At 39.1% G+C, this 15,020-nt stretch carries 18 protein-coding genes; 14 read left to right on the forward strand and 4 right to left on the reverse strand.

Translation table 11 applies throughout. From position 1 onward, the window contains the following. The first annotated feature begins 220 nt into the window (after window positions 1–220). The 3 genes from K6D58_RS09720 to K6D58_RS09730 are packed head-to-tail and all read left to right on the forward strand — an operon-like array spanning window position 221 to window position 3,198. Window positions 221–2,422 (forward strand): methyl-accepting chemotaxis protein, encoded by a 2,202-nt coding sequence (locus K6D58_RS09720; protein ID WP_296830168.1) that lies wholly within the window; start codon window positions 221–223, stop codon window positions 2,420–2,422. Next, entirely contained in the window at window positions 2,415–2,648 is a 234-nt protein-coding gene (locus tag K6D58_RS09725) for a hypothetical protein (RefSeq protein ID WP_296830170.1), read from the forward strand. The genes K6D58_RS09720 and K6D58_RS09725 overlap by 8 nt, the downstream gene beginning before the upstream one ends. Window positions 2,649–2,652: 4 nt before the next feature. Next, window positions 2,653–3,198 (forward strand): cysteine hydrolase family protein, encoded by a 546-nt coding sequence (locus K6D58_RS09730; protein ID WP_296830172.1) that lies wholly within the window; start codon window positions 2,653–2,655, stop codon window positions 3,196–3,198. A 14-nt stretch (window positions 3,199–3,212) separates the two neighbouring features. On the opposite strand, the gene K6D58_RS09735 is transcribed toward K6D58_RS09730, so the two are convergent. Continuing rightward, on the reverse strand, window positions 3,213–3,959 hold the full coding sequence (locus tag K6D58_RS09735) for a class I SAM-dependent methyltransferase (protein WP_296830174.1): 747 nt from the start codon (window positions 3,957–3,959) through the stop codon (window positions 3,213–3,215). Between the two features lie 32 nt (window positions 3,960–3,991). Continuing rightward, complete coding sequence (locus K6D58_RS09740) at window positions 3,992–4,195, reverse strand: hypothetical protein (RefSeq protein ID WP_296830176.1); 204 nt, start codon at window positions 4,193–4,195, stop codon at window positions 3,992–3,994. A gap of 61 nt (window positions 4,196–4,256) precedes the next feature. On the opposite strand from K6D58_RS09740, the gene hprK reads away from it, so the two are divergent. Genes hprK through holA form a run of 4 tightly spaced genes read left to right on the forward strand, consistent with a single transcriptional unit; the run spans window position 4,257 to window position 7,172 of the window. Next, a complete protein-coding gene (hprK, locus tag K6D58_RS09745) occupies window positions 4,257–5,246 on the forward strand; it encodes an HPr(Ser) kinase/phosphatase (protein WP_296830178.1) in 990 nt (329 codons plus the stop codon). 21 nt (window positions 5,247–5,267) lie between these two features. Continuing rightward, complete coding sequence (locus K6D58_RS09750; protein WP_296830180.1) at window positions 5,268–5,534, forward strand: HPr family phosphocarrier protein; 267 nt, start codon at window positions 5,268–5,270, stop codon at window positions 5,532–5,534. A 2-nt stretch (window positions 5,535–5,536) separates the two neighbouring features. Beyond that, window positions 5,537–6,160 (forward strand): transcriptional repressor LexA, encoded by a 624-nt coding sequence (gene lexA / locus K6D58_RS09755; protein WP_296830182.1) that lies wholly within the window; start codon window positions 5,537–5,539, stop codon window positions 6,158–6,160. Further along, window positions 6,153–7,172, forward strand: a complete 1,020-nt coding sequence (gene holA, locus K6D58_RS09760; RefSeq protein ID WP_296830184.1) for a DNA polymerase III subunit delta — start codon at window positions 6,153–6,155, stop codon at window positions 7,170–7,172. The genes lexA and holA overlap by 8 nt, the downstream gene beginning before the upstream one ends. Here the strand turns inward: holA and K6D58_RS09765 are convergent. Beyond that, window positions 7,167–7,391 (reverse strand): YdbC family protein, encoded by a 225-nt coding sequence (locus tag K6D58_RS09765; RefSeq protein WP_296830186.1) that lies wholly within the window; start codon window positions 7,389–7,391, stop codon window positions 7,167–7,169. The two genes, holA and K6D58_RS09765, sit on opposite strands and share 6 nt — an antisense overlap. A gap of 174 nt (window positions 7,392–7,565) precedes the next feature. On the opposite strand from K6D58_RS09765, the gene K6D58_RS09770 reads away from it, so the two are divergent. After that, entirely contained in the window at window positions 7,566–8,561 is a 996-nt protein-coding gene (locus K6D58_RS09770) for a hypothetical protein (RefSeq protein WP_296830188.1), read from the forward strand. Then, entirely contained in the window at window positions 8,561–9,256 is a 696-nt protein-coding gene (locus K6D58_RS09775) for a LysM peptidoglycan-binding domain-containing protein (protein ID WP_296830190.1), read from the forward strand. Before K6D58_RS09770 ends, K6D58_RS09775 begins: the two co-directional genes overlap by 1 nt. Before the next feature lie 76 nt (window positions 9,257–9,332). On the opposite strand, the gene K6D58_RS09780 is transcribed toward K6D58_RS09775, so the two are convergent. Then, window positions 9,333–9,881, reverse strand: coding sequence for an NUDIX hydrolase (locus K6D58_RS09780; protein WP_296830191.1), 549 nt, complete (start codon window positions 9,879–9,881; stop codon window positions 9,333–9,335). Between the two features lie 78 nt (window positions 9,882–9,959). Between K6D58_RS09780 and K6D58_RS09785 the strand changes: the two genes are divergently transcribed. The 5 genes from K6D58_RS09785 to K6D58_RS09805 form a co-directional block, all read left to right on the forward strand. Beyond that, a complete protein-coding gene (locus K6D58_RS09785) occupies window positions 9,960–10,799 on the forward strand; it encodes a cytidylate kinase-like family protein (RefSeq protein WP_296830193.1) in 840 nt (279 codons plus the stop codon). A 46-nt stretch (window positions 10,800–10,845) separates the two neighbouring features. Further along, window positions 10,846–11,466 (forward strand): CDP-diacylglycerol--glycerol-3-phosphate 3-phosphatidyltransferase, encoded by a 621-nt coding sequence (gene pgsA, locus K6D58_RS09790; RefSeq protein ID WP_296830195.1) that lies wholly within the window; start codon window positions 10,846–10,848, stop codon window positions 11,464–11,466. A gap of 121 nt (window positions 11,467–11,587) precedes the next feature. Then, on the forward strand, window positions 11,588–13,531 hold the full coding sequence (locus tag K6D58_RS09795; RefSeq protein ID WP_296830197.1) for a hypothetical protein: 1,944 nt from the start codon (window positions 11,588–11,590) through the stop codon (window positions 13,529–13,531). A gap of 15 nt (window positions 13,532–13,546) precedes the next feature. Next, window positions 13,547–14,611, forward strand: coding sequence for a magnesium transporter CorA family protein (locus tag K6D58_RS09800; protein ID WP_296830199.1), 1,065 nt, complete (start codon window positions 13,547–13,549; stop codon window positions 14,609–14,611). Further along, window positions 14,608–15,020, forward strand: a 413-nt coding sequence (locus K6D58_RS09805) for an SUMF1/EgtB/PvdO family nonheme iron enzyme (protein ID WP_296830200.1), incomplete at its 3' end; no start/stop codon positions are given. The genes K6D58_RS09800 and K6D58_RS09805, both read left to right, overlap by 4 nt.

The following is a 15,020-nucleotide window of genomic DNA, read 5'->3' on the forward strand; positions in this document are numbered from 1 at the left end:
TTTTAAAGGCTTCTGAAAATGTTATTTGTACAATTATAATGCAAATGCAGGTAAAAGCAAAATACCTCAATTATTTATAGAAAATGAGTAAAAAATTACGTTTTTTTTCTCTAAAAAGGGCTTTTGGTATGGAATTTGCTTTTTGTTACTTATAAAATAGACTATCAATAATTTTGTGTTATTATTTTTATTGACGTTTAATAATAGGAGTATTTTTGTCATGGACACAAACGTTAAAGTTAATAAAGTGAAAAAAGAAAAGAAAAAGTCACTTGCAACCAGAATTGTTATTGGAATTGTTATTGAAACCGTAGCCCTTCTTATTATCCTTGGGGTCAGTATTTACAAAACCATTAAGCCCCTTAACGATGATTCTTTTACAGATAAGTTTGCTACAACAATCAGACTTACAGATTCAACAATTGATGCCTATATGCAGGGTATCTACCATTCAACCTATTCAGTAGCTCAGGCTGCCGCAAATTATACTGGCGATGAAGATTTAATCCTTTCAGTAGAGTCTGCAGTTGCTGATTCAAATGAATATGTAACTTCTGCAGCTGTTTATACTTCCGATGGTAATGTTGTTTCTTATCCTGAAGAAACTATGAGCTATGATTTTGCAAGAAATCAGGAATGGTATGACACAGTCCTTAACTGTATGGGTGATCCTTATTTTACTCCTGTTTACCTTAATCAGAACGGAATGCTGGTTTTTGCCTGCGGAATTATGATTGATGACGGGGAAGAAGAAAATATTGCTATTGTAGAACTTAATGCTGGGGTTTTCTTTGAAATCCTTGGCGACGAAAAGACAATGGGCGAAATTAAGCTTACCCTTCTTGATGAAGAAACAAATGTTGTTCTTGATCCTTATGCATGGGCTGATACACTTAAACTTAAAAAAGCTTCTTCCCTTGGACTTGATATTCTTAAGGAGTACAAGCAGGGTGCATACGGTATTACAAGAGAAAAATTCCACGGAGAAGAATGTGAAATCCGCATTATTCCTTCCGGAAACAACTACTATTCCCTTGATTATGTAATGACAGCATCTACAAAAACCATGAATGCTCCTACAAGGGCTGTATTCCAGCTTTTGATTCTTGTAATTTCAATAGCTATTGTAGTTTCTGTTGGTGTAGCCCTTCTTTTAGGTGTAAGTATTTCCCGTCCGCTTAACAAGCTTATTGGTGTCCTTAAAAATATTTCTGAAGGAGACGGAGACCTTACGGTTTCACTTCCGGATACTTCTAAGGATGAACTTGGCCGTCTTGGTTTTTACTTTAACCGTACAATTTCAAAGATTGCTGATTCCATGCGTTCCATTATTTCTGAATCAAAGAAAATTACTCAGGTAGGTACAAAACTTTCTGACAGTATGGAAGCTTCCACTAATGAAATTGCAGATATTGATACTACAATTCAGAATGTAAAGGGCGATGTAAATAACCAGAGCGAAAGTGTTGATCAGACCAACGATACTATTAACGAAATTGTTTCCAGCATTGCTACACTTAACAAAAATATTATCAGTCAGGCAGCAAGTGTTACCCAGTCATCTTCTGCTGTAGAAGAAATGGTTGCAAATATTGCTTCCGTTACACAGATTCTTGAAAAGAACCAGATGAATGTTCAGGAACTTTCTTCTTCTGCTGAATCAGGTAAGCAGACTATTGAAAAGACTGTTTCCATGTCAAATAAAGTTGTAGAAGATTCAGAAGGTCTTATTGAAGCAAGTAATGTTATTCAGAATATTGCCCGCCAGACAAACCTTCTTGCCATGAATGCCGCCATTGAAGCAGCCCATGCAGGAGAAGCCGGAAAGGGATTTGCCGTAGTAGCAGACGAAATCCGTAAGCTTGCCGAAGATTCAAATGCTCAGGGTAAAAAAATCAGTAAGGTTCTTGAAAGTTTCCGCGAAGTAATTCAGGGAATGAACGGAGATTCTGCTGAACTTAAAGAGCAGTTTGATGTTATCTTTGAAAATACTCAGAAGGTAAGTACACAGGAAGCTGTTATTAAAAGTGCAATGGATGAACAGCAGGCCGGCAGTACCCAGATTCTTGATGCAATGCACAATATTAACTCTGTAACTGCAGATGTACGTTCTGCTTCTGAATCTATTGATAAAGCCAGTCGTGACATTCTTGTTCAGATGGAAAAACTTTCTTCTGTAACACTTCAGATTAACGGCTCTATGTCCGGTATATCGGAAGGTGTTTCTTCCCTTACGGATGCAATTAAGAGCGTAAATGATCTTTCTACAGAAAATGCAGAAAGTATTGTTCACATGAGCGAAGAAGTTGCAAAATTTAAGGTAGAAAAAGATATGAATGTTTCTTCTGCAGAGGAGACAAAATCTTCATTTTTAGTTAAGCTTTTGGCCAGATTTAAGGCAAAGCGGACTAAGAATGACTAAAGATGAATTTAAAAGTCTTGTTGAAGTAAGGCGGAATTTTGATTTTAGCCTCTTTGGCAGGACCTGGATGTTAAATGTAGAAAGAAAGTCAGATGGTGGCAGTGAAATCCTTTTTGGAGAACAGTATGGTACTCCGGAACACTATGAGAATTTTACCCACCTTATGGCTGATGCCCGTGTAGGAAGCAAATTCCTCAGGGAAGCCCTTATAGACATACAGATGTAAAAATATGAAAGATCTTCTTCTTGTTGTAGACATGCAGAATGTCTACCTTAAAAATCAAAAGTGGGCCTGTCTTGATACAGAAGGTTGTGCCCGCCGTATATTAAAGCTCATTGATTCAGGAAAAATTACTGATGTTCTTTTTACAAGGTTTATTGCTGACAAAAAGGCGTCCGGGGTCTGGGCAGATTACAACGTTAAATATGCAGATGTAAATCAAAGTGAATATGCCAACGCAATGGTAAGTGACTTTGATGAAGTCTTAAAAAAATATCCCCTTTATACAAAAGGCATTTATTCTTCCCTGGCAGTTCCTGAAGTGCTGGATAAGTGCCGTAAAGCAGACCGGGTTTTTGTTACAGGTGTAGTAGCAGAATGCTGCGTTTTAAGTACGGTCCTCAATCTTATTGACCAGGGAATATACACGGTTTACGTAAAGGATTGTGTAAGCGGCCTGGACCGTCCTAAAGAAGAAGCCACGGAACTTATTTTAAGCGGTTTAAGTCCCCTGCACGTAAGTTTTGCCACATCAGAAGAAATATTAAAGTTTTAAGGCTTTTTTTTCCTTTACTTTCTGGCAACTATAACCATGGTTTTTGCATTGTAGTCATAGGGGCTTAAATCAAAACCACCGTAAACTTCAGCAGAAGAAAATCCTGTTTCCAGAAGCTTGTCCCTTAATTCTGCAGCAGAGTAGAGACGCTGAATAAAGGTGTGTTCCATACGCTGGCCATTTTTATCTATAAGAATCCATCTGGAACTTAAACCTTCCCAGGCGCCGGTAGGCTTAAATTCAGTAAGGACAGTTTTTCCGGCTCTTTCAAACCATTCACCTTCAGTAAACCACCTTATGGCAGTTTCACGGCTTATACATTCCAGAATAAAGCTTCCCCCTTCTTTAAGGCTGTCATATATGGAAGAAATTATTTTGTAGTCATCTTCCTTACTGTCACAGTATCCAAAGGAATTGTAAACGTTTATGGCACAGTCAAATTTGCTGTCTATTTTAAATTCCCTCATGTCACAGTTTACAAGATTAAGTTTTACTCCTTCATCTTCTGCTGTATCGGCGGCACAGTCTAAAAATGGCTGGGTAATGTCTACTCCGGTTACATTAAGGTTAAGGAGGGCAAGTTCAACACTGATTCTTCCCAGGGCACAGCAGGCATCAAGAATTTTATCTCCGTTTTTTAATCCTGCAATCTTTTTTATTTCTCCGGCTGTTCCTGCAGCTTCTGCCCAGTGGGCTTCGTCAAACATAATGGGACCGTAATTTACCCAGAAGTCGTCGTTCTGAAACCATTCCTTTTTCATTTTAACCTGCCTCCTTTAGTAAAATCGAATTTTTATTCGCCGAATATCTGCTTTATTGTTTCTGAATCAAGTCCTGCATTTTTAGCCCTTGCCTTTAAAACAGAAATAAGACTGGCTTTTTCGTTTTCTACGATTCTGCTGATAATCATGGCATTTTCAAAGATGACGTTTTCTTTTATTAGCCTCTGTTTAAGGTTTGTAAGTCTGTTAAGCTTTTGTCTGGTGTTTTCAGTCATGGCTTTATCTTAGTGAAATAATGTCTCGACATAAACACTGTCATTTTGTATACTGTTTTTTATGGCAAACAGGAAGTTTACAGTTCTGGATTTACTTTCCATGGAACTGAAGGGCTATAATTCACTTAACCTCAAGTGTATAGCAGGTCGCAGTGGCCTTGCCAATGAAATAACAGTTCCTGATATTAACAGACCGGGTCTTGAGCTTTCAGGCTTTTTTGATGCATTTGCAGAAGAGAGAGTTCAGCTTTTTGGTCGTGGTGAATATGCCTACCTTCATAAACTTTATTCCGAAAACAAAACTTCTACTATAGATAAGCTTCTGGAAAGTAAGATTCCCTGTGTTATTTTTAGTCACAGCATTTCTCCGGATGAATCTTTTTTAGCCAAGGCAGATATTGCAGGAACTCCTGTTCTTCAGACTGACCTTGAATCTTCTGAATTTTCCCAGCGTATTTTCCGCGTATTCAATAATATATTTGCTCCAAGAAAATCCCTTCACGGTGTATTCGTAGAAGTATACGGTGTAGGTATTCTTTTAACCGGCGACAGTGGTGTAGGTAAGAGTGAGACAGCCCTTGAACTTATTGAACGCGGTCACCGTCTGGTTGCAGATGATATCGTAGAAATCCGCTGTGTAAACGGTAATACAATCCTTGGTCAGGGTGCAAACAAATTTATCAGTCACCATATGGAAATCCGTGGTCTTGGTATTATTAACATTGCCCAGCTTTACGGAATCGGTTCCATTCGTGAACAGAAGGAAGTTCAGCTTGTAGTTAAACTTGCTACCTGGGATCAGAACAAAATGTATGACCGTATTGGTACTGATACAAATACGATAGACCTTCTGGGGGTTAAGATTCCTCTTATAGAGATACCTGTAAGAACCGGCCGTAACCTTCCGATTATCATAGAAGCAGCTTCCATGAACGAGCGTCTTAAGTCTATGGGTTATCATTCAGCCCGTGACTTTAACCAGAATGTTCTTAAATGGATAGAAACAAGTGCCGCAGAAAATGCATACAGCAGCACGGATGACGTGTACTGATATAAACAGGAGTTTAGTTTTATGGTAGAGAAAATGTTGACAGTAAAAAACCGTGCAGGTATTCATGCCCGTCCAGCAGCATTAATTGCACAGACTGCAAATCAGTTTTCTTCTGAAGTTACTATTGAGAAGGATTCTGCCAGCGTAAATGCAAAGTCAATTATGGGTGTCATTACAATGGCTGCAGGTTACAACACAACACTTACACTTAAAGTTGAAGGAGCAGACGAAAAAGAAGCCGCAGATGCAATTGTGAATCTCTTTGAATCAAAATTTGAAGAGGACTAAGCATGAAGGGGCTTACTGAGCGCCAGAGGGAAATTTTAGACTTTATTGCACAGTTTTGTGAGGATAATTCCTATTCTCCAACAGTGAGGGAAATCGGTCTTCATTTTAAGATTTCTATACGTGCAGTACAGGATCATATAATTGCCCTTCAAAAAAAAGGCTACATCGTACAGACTCAGCATGTTTCTCGTTCAATCCGCATAATTAAGGATCTTCGTCAGAAAGAGCATATTTTATTCGTTGATAAAGTTCCTCTTGTAGAAGTAAAGGATATTACAAGGAATGTTCTGGCAGAAGAAAATGTAAGCGGATATATAAATATCCCGGAACCTTTTGTACGTTCAGAAAAAAAATATTTTGCCTTTAAGGTTCAGGATGATTCAATGAAGGGTGCCGGTATTCTTGCCGGAGATATTGCCGTTGTTGAATATTGTGAATCAGCAGAAAACGGACAGATTGCAGTTGTTGTTCATGATAACAGGGTTTGCCTTAGAAAATATTTTGAAGAAGATTTCAGAATCCGCCTGCAAAGTGAAAATCCTGAAGTCCAGAGTGTTTTCTGTCAGAATGTTGTTATATACGGAATACTTGTAAGCATAATCAGAACATACGTAAAAAATGATTGAAACTGGAATATATCTTTTTACCGGTCCTGAAGCCGGAGAAAAAAATGATGCTATAAACGGGATTCGTGATGAATCCAGAAAAGTAAATGGTTCTCTTGATGAATATCGCTATTTTGCAGCCGATGTCCGTGTGGCAGATGTAATTGCCCAGCTTCAGAATGAGAGCCTTTTTTCTTCTGCCCTTTTTATAGTTTTACGTAATGCAGAAACCATTAAGACAAAAGCAGAAATTGAACTTATTGCCGGATGGGCTAAACAGGCTCAGGCCAGTGGAAATATCCTTATTTTAGTTTCTGATGAAATGTCTGTGGACAAAAAGCTTGAAAATGCCGTTCCTGCCGGACACAGAAAGATTTTCTGGGAAATGTTTGAAAACCGCAAGGAACAGTGGCTTATTTCTTACTTTAAGAAAAACGGTTTTGGCGTAAGTGCTGATGCTGTAAGCCAGATTCTTGAGATGGTAGAAAACAATACCGAAAGCCTTAAAAGTGAATGTTCCAGATTCTTCTATTGTTTTGAAGCCGGTCATCAGATTAGCGCAGCTGATGTTGATAAAATCCTTACCCATAACAGGGAAGAGAGTGCCTTTACTTTATTTGAATCCATGTGTGATAAGTCAAAGGGTAAAAAAGAACGCTTTGAGACAGCAGTAGAAATCTTAAATAAAATCCGTCTTTCCAGGGAATCCAATGCAGTTGCAGTAATTGCAGGCCTTACCTACTGCTTCCGTCAGCTGCGTAACTGGAATATGCTTTTTGCAGACGGCCGTAAACCTACAGATGCCCAGATAAAAGCTGGAGGTTTTGCTTCCAAAAAAAACCAGGAACGCTATAAAGTAGCTGCTACAATCTGGAGTAAGGGAGCCGTTGCTTCCATAATCTCACTTCTTGCAGCAACTGATATGAATATCCGTCAGGAAGGTTCCGCTTTTGAAGATACCAGACTGGTAATGCTCCTTCATTCAATAATAATAAAGGAAGGCATTTACTGTTCTGATTACAGCGATTTATAAAGCTATTGAATTAAGAAGATTTTTAAGGGAAATAAGCTCTTCTTTAGTAAGGGTTATTCCCTTGCTCATTTTTTCGTGATCAGCTGACCAGGAACGGATGTCATACTTAGGTTCCCTGGCATTCCATGAAACAAGATTAAGTTCTGTTTTCCAGCCGCCCTTGCCTTCAGAAATAGTACCCAGACTTGAAACGATGTTTTTTTCTATAGAGCCTTCCATATTAATTATCTCCTGATATTTTTTCTTTTTCTGCCTAGAAATATAACTCAACTTTTGCTAAGGTGCAAATTTATTGAACATAAAATTATTATGTAGTATCCTATAAGATATAATAGACTAATTCGGTAGAAAGTTCTGGACCCCCTTAAGGGATTCAGTTTTTATGGAGGAATTATGAAAAAAGTCAGAATGTTGGCTTTGTGTGCAATCACGGTTTCCGCAATGGCATTTATTTCCTGCGGATCTACACCGGAGCCAGAAGCTGCCCCAGTTGAGCCTGTTGTTGAAGAACCTGCTGTGGAAGAACCATCTGGAGATTATTCAGATGCCAATAAAGAACTTCTTGCAAAAGTAGAGGAATCAAGAAAAGCTGCCATTGCAGCCGGAGCAGAAGATGCAGATGCTGCAGGTCTTGCAGCTGCTGATGCTATTCTTGAAGCTCAGAAAGCACTTGCAGAAAGTGATGCAGGTGATATGTCGGATGTTCTTCTTGATTTGAATAACAGATACCTTGCCCTTGAAGCATATGCAAAGGCTAAGGCTAAAAAAGACAGAATCGATTCCCTTGATTATTCAAAATATAACAAGGCTGCCTATGATGGAGGTGCAAAAACTCTTGCAGATTTAAGCAAACCTGAATCAAACCTTCTTCCTGGAGCAAACCGTCTTAAGCAGGCACAGTCTGCAGACGAATCTTTTGATGCAGTTCTTGATTCAGCTTTCAAGGCTCTTGCAAAAGAAGAAAGAACAGCTGCTTATGAAGCAAAGAAACTTGCAGACAGTGTAAAGGCTTCTGTTAGCCGTAAAACTGATTATGATGCTGCCGTTAAGAATTTTAAGGACGGTGATTCTAATTACGTAACAGGTAATCCGGAAGGTGCCCTTACAAACTACACAAAGGCAAAGGACAGCTTTAACGGTCTTTATAACGATATAGCTGACAAGCGTGCCAAGGCTCAGGCTGCTATTGAAGCTGCTAAAGCCAGAGTTCAGGAAAGTGAAAACGTAGCTATAGAAGCAGATGCTCAGCATCCTCTTGGTGATGGTGAAGTAGAGGGTATTGAAGATGAAAATGCCCAGCTTCTTGAAGCCGATGACTTTACTGCTGCAGAAAACTCAAGCGTAGAAGTTAGTTCAGATATTGCAGAACCTGCTGAGGAGGCTGAATAATGAAAAAGTTTGCTTTGATTCTTGCCGCTGCTCTTACTGTTTCTGCAGTATTTGCTGCCAGCTACAAAAACAATACATATCAGAAACTTGCAAAGGAATACACAGTTAAGGCTCAGAGAGCTCTTGATGCAGGTGAATATGCCCTTTCAGAAGAATATGCAAAGAAAGCAGAAGAAAATGCTGCTCTTTCTGAAGAATATATCCGCCACATGCTTGCAAAGGATAATGCTGACAAGGCTATGAAGGCTGCACAGGAAAAGATTGCCTATGTAGAAAAGATTCATGGTGACGTTAACTTTCCTATTGCCTACGAAGCTGCAGTAAAGGCTTACGGACAGGCAGAAGGTGCTTATACAGCAGAAGATTATGAAGGTGCAGAAAGACTTGCAAAGACTGTTCTTGAAACACTTGCAGAAATCTACGAAATTACACCACTTCCTAAGTATTACATCGTTCGCCCATGGGCAACAGATAAAGACTGTTTCTGGAATATTTCAGGCCGTCCTTATGTTTACAACAACCCCTTCCTCTGGGAAAACCTTTACGAAGCAAACAAATCAAAGCTTCCTAAGCCAAGTGATCCAAACCTTATTCTTCCAGGTATGAAGATGGAAATCCCTTCTATTACTGGTGAATATCGTGATGGTGTTTACAGCCCGGATGTTGAATACGAACCATACAAACCAGCTAAATAATTTTAATCTGGTTTAAAATAAAAGAGCCTGTCTGCTTTTCTAAAAGTGAATGCAGACAGGCTTTTTTTTGCCTTTTTTATTCAGTCTTTGTGTATATCAGGTAAAGTCCTGCTGCAGCTGTCATAAGGGCATGCTGGTATAGTGGAGAAGCCAGATTTTTAAAGACTTCTTCCTTAGTAACTTCCCTGTAACTTACAAATTCATCTTTATCAAGCTCCTGCTTATTAGAAAAAGTCAGGTCTCTTGCCAGGTAAATATGTACGTGATTAGAAAAGAGGGCAGGGTTTGGGTTAAGGCTTCCCAGGTGAATGAGACTGCCGGCCTCTGCACCGGTTTCTTCCTTAAGCTCCCTTGCTGCGGCTATTGCCGGATCTTCACCTTTTTCTATAACTCCTCCGGGAAACTCTATACTTAAAGCTTTTTCTCCGTGACGCCACTGCTTTACCATAAGAAAACTGTCATTATGTTCAGGGATTACTACAACCCAGTCATTGGCTTCGTTTACAATAAATGTACCTTTTTGACCGTCCGGCCCTTTACTGTCCCTTTCTGTAACAGTAAAAACAGGAGTTTTGTAAACTTCCCTTCTGTCACATTCTGTCCATATAAGATTTTCGTCTGCCATAATAGATTCTCCTTGAATTTTGACAAATCATTTTTACATATTATAATTTAAGTATACATAAATAAAAGGAGGAAAACTATGGCAGTTATTACTATTACAAGACAGATTGCCGCAAGAGGTGATGAGATTGCTATTGCCCTTGCAGAACGCCTTAATTACAAATTTATTGACCGCAAAACCATAGAAAAAAAGATAGTAGAGCTTGGTTTTCCGGAAAAAAAGCTTCCAAAATATGATGAACGTAAGCCCGGTTTTTTTGCAAACCTTACAAAAGACAGGGATGAATACCTTAATTATCTTCAGGTAGCTGTTCTTGATGCAGCTTCCCAGGGAAATGTCATTCTTATTGGAAGGGGCGCCTTTGTAATCCTTCAGAGACTGCCTTCCCTTGTTCCCCTTAAGTTTTATGCAGATAACAGCGTAAGGATAAACCGTTTGCAGGAGGAGTTTGGCTTTGATGAAAAACAGGCCCTTGCCCGTATTACGGAAAGTGATAATAACAGAAAGGGGTTTCATAAAAGCTTCTTTGACGTAGATAATGATGATCCCAGAAACTTCCTTCTTACGGTAAACACAGGTATTCTTTCTATTCCAACTGTAACATCAATTGTGGAAGAACTTGTAAAAAGCCATGTTACTGAGCGTATGAACGAAGAGGGTTCTTCTATGTGCAGGAATCTTCTTAAGACTCAGAGACTGGTTAATACCCTTATATTTGAATACGGGGTAAATATTAATTACTTCCATGCAGATGTAGATGAAAGCGGTAAAATCATTACCCTGCAGGGAGTAGCTGATTCTCACGGGGTAGTAGAGCATGCCCTTACTCTTGCTGCAAAACTTCTTCCGGACTGTATCATTAAGTCTGCTGTAAGTGTGGTTCAGGATTCAAAGAAATTTCACATAGGTTTTAATTGAGTCTTTGTATTGTAATTGAATGGGGAAAATCGGTATAATAAAAGATATGAAGACATCGAATAAATTTACCTTGGCCAGACTTATTTCTGCGCCTGTGCTTTTCTTTATATATTTTTGTCCGGAATGGCTGGGGGCAAAGGATGGTAGTCTTTTATCGATTATTTCTGTATGCCTGATGATTCCCCTTCTTGCACTTTCTGAACTTACAGACTACTTTGATGGTAATTATGCCCGTAAAAATAACGAAGTAAGCGATTTTGGAAAAATGTTTGATCCTTTTGCAGATGTTTTTCTTCATATGTCTATGTTTACCTGCTTTGTTTTTTCTGGTTACATGCCGGTAATTTTTTACGTACTGATTTTTTATCGTGAATTTGGCCAGAACTTCCTTAGAATGGTTGCTGCAAAAAAGGGAACAGCAATTGCTGCCAGAAAGGGTGGTAAACTTAAGACCGTTTTTTATGTAGTAAGCTGTTTTGTTGCCCTTGCTCAGGAAGGTATGTACCGTCTTGATTTAGTAAGGCTTCTTGGTAAATATGGTGATGACGTAATGAGATATGCAAGATATACAGGATACGGTTTCTTTGCGGTATGTGTTCTTCTTGCTTACATAAGCTTTGTTGATTACCTTAAAAACTTCGGATCCCTTCTTAAAGATTCAGTTTGATTTTAGTTTTTTTTAATGACTGTCTTATATTTGTGAGACAGTCTTTTTTTTTATTCTTCTTTCTTTAGACCTGTTGCCTCAAACCTAGTCACCATGGGAAAATTCATGTATAATAAATCCTATGGCTACAACTGCGAATATTCTGACTTTATTAAAGTATTATACATCTAAACAGAAATCTCCATTTGTTGAATATAATGAGTTTGCGGATTACATTCATCGTTATGCCCAGCATCATATGTCTGAAAATGCAGACCTGGTTGTTTATTGCGGGGCTTCCTATCTGGAGACTCTTGATGAAGAGATTCAGCATCTTGTGGGCCAGAAGCAGGCTGTAATTACATCAATTCACAATAAGGATCATATTCTTGTAGTTCCGTATCTTGTTGAACATTATGCAGCCATTTACCGCTCTATAGAAACTACGGTAACTGTGCCTTATCCAATTTATTCAGATATTCCTAAAAACTGTCCTACATCCATACTTACCCAGGTTTCTGCCCTGGATACAATTTATGAACTTCTTGATAAACAGGAACTTAGTGACAGGATTCTTTATACACTGGTTTTTGATAAGGGTGTGCCTTCCATACTCTTTCCTTCAAATGTTTCAGTACAGGTTCTTATAAGTTCAGCCCTGGCCAAGCTTCAGCATCTTCTTGCCAAGGGTGAATCCCATGACTATTTTCTTAAGAAGCTTTCTATTTCCAATCCTGGAAAAGAGCTTTCAATTAAGAGTTTCTTTACTCAGTTTGTAACAAAGCCGGAAGCTGCCCTTGATGTTATTAAAGATACAGGAGAAACCTTCTATTACTGGAGTCAGCTCTTTTATTTTATTAAACAGGACTATACAAAACTTAAGGATTTTACTCCTGAAGACATGAATATCCTTCAGGCTGTTGCCATAGCAGAAATTGCAACTTCCTATTACAAGTCAAAGGCTTCTGAACGTCAGGTAAAAAACGAAGCTTTTGAGCTTTTGGACAGGCTTCTTAAAAATCCGCCTTATTACCATTCAATGGCAGATATCCTTAAGATGAAGGACCCTACAGGTGTTCTTCTTCTTGGTCAGTATAAAGAAGACGAACTTAAGGCTCATCTTGATTTTCTTACTACAGATGCCCAGGCTAATGAACTTCCAAACCTTCTTATCTTTAAGGTTTCAGAAGATGAAGGCTATTTTATCTGTAAGGAAAAGGTAATGCCTCTTATTATCAGGCTTACCAATGATGCCCGTGTTCTTATAAGGGAAAGTCTTGTTAAACAGTGGTACAAGGTGCTGCTGGATTTTGAAACCCTTCCGGAAATGAAGGAAACTGCAGCTTTTGAACGTTGCCTTGAAAGGGAATTAAGCAGCTGTGAGCCAATTCTTTATGGTTTGCTCAATTCTACTTTCCTTTCTGTAATTGCCTTTGATGATCGTACTCCGGGCAGGGTTGCCCTTTACCGTGACGGTATGCTGGTGCCATTCAGCGAAATGCTTATGCTCAGCCGTGCAGAAATATATGCAGATGCCAGAATCAAGCTTCCTTTCTGGTATGGGGTTCCTGTTATTTCATGGATTATGAAGCTTCTTACAAAAAAGCCTGCTGCTAAAAAAACAGTAAAAAAGGCTCCTCAGAAGACAGCTACCCGTACCCTTACAGATGAAGAAAGGGCTGTAGAAACAGAAAAAGTCCGTAAACTTGATACGGCAGACAGTTTTGACCCTAAAAAATCCCGTAAGCGTGAATTACGTAAGGCAGCTTCGGATGTAGAAAAAATACTGGTACCGGCAGAAAGTACCCTTGACCGCGAGCTGGAAAGCTTTGTTGGTGAATGGAATGACCGTATTGGTAAGCGTAATCATGATAATCTTACGGAAGACGTAAATAATCTTATCCGTGACTATCTTAGAAAAACCCTTCGTTCTTTAAGATCAGAGGCTTTTACATATGACCGAATAAAAAGTCTTGCAGAATCCCTTGTCAGTTCGCCAAGTATGATGCAGATAAAGAATCATCCGGCCTTAAAGCACTATATTGAGCTTTATATGGTTAAGCTTGTAAAGAATCTTCCGGCATGATTTTGAGGTGGGGTTATGATTACATTCTGGCAGCAGGAAAATGGAAAACTTGTTCAGAAAGAAGAAGGAAAGCTGAATTCAGAAGAAAAGACATGGGTAGATGCCCGCTCTGTTACAAGGGATGAAATAAAAATCCTTGAAGAAAAGTTCAATATTGATCCGGAAAACATGCTTGATATTCTTGACCCGGATGAACTTTCCCGTGTAGAAAAAAACGAAGACTATAACTATAACCTTACGATTATTAAGCTTCCTGTTTTTAATCCCAGTGATGATGTAAGTTACTTTACGGCTCCTCTTGGTATTATTACTACAGGACAGTTTTTTATAACCATTTGCTGGACTAACTGCGAAGTTCTTAAGGATTTTGCAGCCAATCGTATTAAAGATCTGTCCCTTAACGACTTTCCGGCCTTTACAATCAGGTTTATGGCCCGTGCAGACTTAATGTTCCTCCGTTACCTTAAGGAACTTAACCGCAGGGCTACTACCATTCAGCAGGAAATGCTCAGGTCTGTACAAAACAGGGAGCTGATTCAGCTTCTTAATATTCAGAAATCCCTGGTATATTTTACAACTTCACTTAAAACAAACCAGATGCTTCTTGAAAAGATGCGTAAGACTAAGATTCTTAAGCTTGACGAAGAAGACCAGGACTGGCTTGATGACGTAGAAATTGATAACAGACAGGCTATGGAAATGGCGGACACCTATACAAACATTATGTCTACCATGAACGATTCCTTTGCCACTGTTTTAAGCAATAACCTTAATATCGTTATGAAAACCATGACTGCATGGAACCTTGTGCTTATGCTTCCTACCCTTGTAACAAGTTTCTTTGGTGCAAACGTACCACTTCCATGGGGTTCAGGTACAGGCTATAAGTGGACCGGGGCAATTGCAGTATTTGGTATTTCCGTACTTACTTCTTTATGGGGCTGGTTCTTCTTTATGAAAAGGAAGATTAATTCCTTTGAAGAAAAATCCCGCCGTGTTTCCATAAAACAGCGCAGGGCAAACAGAAAGCAGCGCCGTTTTATAAAAAAGCAGGACAAACTTGCGGAGAAAAAAAGATGAAAAAGATTCTGGTATTTCTGGCTTTACTCACATCGGCCTTTGCTTTTGCAGACGAAAACTTTAAGGATGGACAGTTTGTACTCCTTAGTGGTGGTGACTATTTAATAGGAGAAGGTGCTCAGACTTATACAGCCAAGCGCCATGTTGAGCCTTTTTATATGTCCCGTACTGAAGTTACCTATAAATACTGGTATGAAGTACGCATGTGGGCAGAAAAAAACGGTTATTTCTTTCAGAATCCGGGACAGGCGGGTTCTGAGGGCTTAAGGGGTAAAATCCCGGGGCAGTCAAATATGTACCAGCCTGTAACAATGATTAACTGGTATGACGCCGTTGTATGGTGCAATGCCTGTTCAGAAAAAGAAGGCCTTATTCCCTGCTATGTTTACGAAGAAGGTGGGGAAGAAAT

The organism is Treponema sp. (assembly GCF_024696245.1).
In the GTDB taxonomy this organism is placed as follows: domain Bacteria; phylum Spirochaetota; class Spirochaetia; order Treponematales; family Treponemataceae; genus Treponema_D.

Excerpts from the sequence above, each read along its gene's own strand:
- K6D58_RS09735 (WP_296830174.1), bottom strand. The coding sequence starts at position 3,959 with ATGAAAAAGGAATGGTTTCAGAACGACGACTTCTGGGTAAATTACGGT.
- hprK (WP_296830178.1), top strand. The coding sequence starts at position 4,257 with ATGGCAAACAGGAAGTTTACAGTTCTGGATTTACTTTCCATGGAACTG.
- K6D58_RS09730 (WP_296830172.1), top strand. The coding sequence starts at position 2,653 with ATGAAAGATCTTCTTCTTGTTGTAGACATGCAGAATGTCTACCTTAAA.
- K6D58_RS09785 (WP_296830193.1), top strand. The coding sequence starts at position 9,960 with ATGGCAGTTATTACTATTACAAGACAGATTGCCGCAAGAGGTGATGAG.
- K6D58_RS09765 (WP_296830186.1), bottom strand. The coding sequence starts at position 7,391 with ATGGAAGGCTCTATAGAAAAAAACATCGTTTCAAGTCTGGGTACTATT.
- lexA (WP_296830182.1), top strand. The coding sequence starts at position 5,537 with ATGAAGGGGCTTACTGAGCGCCAGAGGGAAATTTTAGACTTTATTGCA.
- K6D58_RS09775 (WP_296830190.1), top strand. The coding sequence starts at position 8,561 with ATGAAAAAGTTTGCTTTGATTCTTGCCGCTGCTCTTACTGTTTCTGCA.
- K6D58_RS09740 (WP_296830176.1), bottom strand. The coding sequence starts at position 4,195 with ATGACTGAAAACACCAGACAAAAGCTTAACAGACTTACAAACCTTAAA.
- K6D58_RS09750 (WP_296830180.1), top strand. The coding sequence starts at position 5,268 with ATGGTAGAGAAAATGTTGACAGTAAAAAACCGTGCAGGTATTCATGCC.
- K6D58_RS09725 (WP_296830170.1), top strand. The coding sequence starts at position 2,415 with ATGACTAAAGATGAATTTAAAAGTCTTGTTGAAGTAAGGCGGAATTTT.
- K6D58_RS09780 (WP_296830191.1), bottom strand. The coding sequence starts at position 9,881 with ATGGCAGACGAAAATCTTATATGGACAGAATGTGACAGAAGGGAAGTT.
- K6D58_RS09720 (WP_296830168.1), top strand. The coding sequence starts at position 221 with ATGGACACAAACGTTAAAGTTAATAAAGTGAAAAAAGAAAAGAAAAAG.
- pgsA (WP_296830195.1), top strand. The coding sequence starts at position 10,846 with ATGAAGACATCGAATAAATTTACCTTGGCCAGACTTATTTCTGCGCCT.
- K6D58_RS09795 (WP_296830197.1), top strand. The coding sequence starts at position 11,588 with ATGGCTACAACTGCGAATATTCTGACTTTATTAAAGTATTATACATCT.
- holA (WP_296830184.1), top strand. The coding sequence starts at position 6,153 with ATGATTGAAACTGGAATATATCTTTTTACCGGTCCTGAAGCCGGAGAA.
- K6D58_RS09800 (WP_296830199.1), top strand. The coding sequence starts at position 13,547 with ATGATTACATTCTGGCAGCAGGAAAATGGAAAACTTGTTCAGAAAGAA.
- K6D58_RS09770 (WP_296830188.1), top strand. The coding sequence starts at position 7,566 with ATGAAAAAAGTCAGAATGTTGGCTTTGTGTGCAATCACGGTTTCCGCA.